Origin of the sequence: Teichococcus deserti (assembly GCF_001982615.1) — a bacterium.
GTDB classification, from domain to species: Bacteria; Pseudomonadota; Alphaproteobacteria; order Acetobacterales; family Acetobacteraceae; genus Pseudoroseomonas; species Pseudoroseomonas deserti.
Window position 1 is genome coordinate 1 of sequence record NZ_MLCO01000465.1, and the last position, 1,311, is coordinate 1,311.

A 1,311-nucleotide genomic window follows, 5' to 3' on the forward strand; every position below is an offset into this window, starting at 1 on the left:
CCACCAACCCGCCCGCCCGCCGCGCCCTGCCGCCGCTGATGCAGCTGTCGGACGCCGCGGCCGAGCGGCTGCGCGCGCTCTATGCCGGCGGCCAGGCGGGCAAGCTGCTGCGCGTCGCGGTGCGCACCCGCGGCTGCTCCGGCATGGCCTATGACCTGGGCTGGGCCGACGCCCCGGCGCCGACGGACGAGGTGGTGACCGACAAGGGCCTGACCCTGCTGGTCGACCGCAAGGCGACGCTGTTCCTGATCGGCACCACGATGGACTACGAGGCCAAGGCCATGTCGGCCGGCTTCACCTTCGTCAATCCGAACGAGAAGGGCCGCTGCGGCTGCGGCGAGAGCTTCCACGTCTGACGCGGGTCCCGGGGCGGCGGCGCCGCCCCGGATCTCGGACCTAGACGGCGCTCGACCAGGGCGCCGGCACCAGGCGGTAGCCCTGGCCCTCCTTCACCACATGGCCATTGGCCGGGAAGGGGAAGTGGTAGCCGATGCAGCGGATGCGGTCGGTCGCCACCTGGTCGAAGACGCGGCGGCGCGTCGCCTCGGCCATCGCCGCATCCATGTCGAAGACCAGGTGCCAGCCGGGATTGGCCAGGTTCAGCTCCGGCCGGTTGGTCACGTCGCCCAGCAGCATCACCTGGTCGCTGCCGTCGCTCAGCAGGTAGCTGCTGTGGCCCGGCGTGTGGCCATGCGTCGCCACCGCCTTGATGCCGGGCGCCACCTCGGCATCGGGGGCGATCCGCCGCAGCCGCGACTGGTAGGGGCCGAAGCGGCGGCGCACGCCGGCGAAGGCGCCGCGCATCGCCTCCGGCGCCCGGCTGGCGATCCCTTCATCGGTCCAGTAGGCCCATTCGGCCTCCGGCACGACCACCTCGGCATTGGGGAAGAGCGGCTTGCCCTCGGCATCGGTCAGGCCGCTGATATGGTCGGCGTGGAAATGCGTGACGACGATGGTCGTGACCTGCTCCGGCGCCAGGCCGGCGGCGCGCATATTCGCCGGGATGTTCCCCGCCGTGGCGCCCAGCTGCCCGCCGGTGCCGGTGTCGAACAGCACCAGCCCGCCCGGCCCCTGCAGGAAGGTCACCGTGTAGGGGATGTCCAGGTGCTCGACCGGCAGGAAGGCGTCGCGCAGCGCCTTTTCCACCGCGGCGGGCTCGGCGTTGCGGACGAAGCCCTCGGTCGGCTTCGGCCGGCGGCCCTGGCCGTCATTGACCAGCGTCACCACCCGCCCGCCCAGGCGGAAGCGGTAGAAGCCCGGCGCCTGCGGGGACGCTGCCCCGGGTGACGATGCGGCTGCCGGGGCAGCGTC

General features: G+C 73.0%; 2 protein-coding genes. One reads left to right on the top strand and one right to left on the bottom strand.

The genetic code is table 11. The features are described from left to right. Window positions 1–356, top strand: a 356-nt coding sequence (locus tag BKE38_RS29070) for a HesB/IscA family protein (protein WP_076960594.1), incomplete at its 5' end; no start/stop codon positions are given. A gap of 40 nt (window positions 357–396) precedes the next feature. On the opposite strand, the gene BKE38_RS29075 is transcribed toward BKE38_RS29070, so the two are convergent. After that, window positions 397–1,311: MBL fold metallo-hydrolase (locus BKE38_RS29075; RefSeq protein ID WP_076960595.1), on the bottom strand; the 915-nt coding region annotated here is incomplete at its 5' end.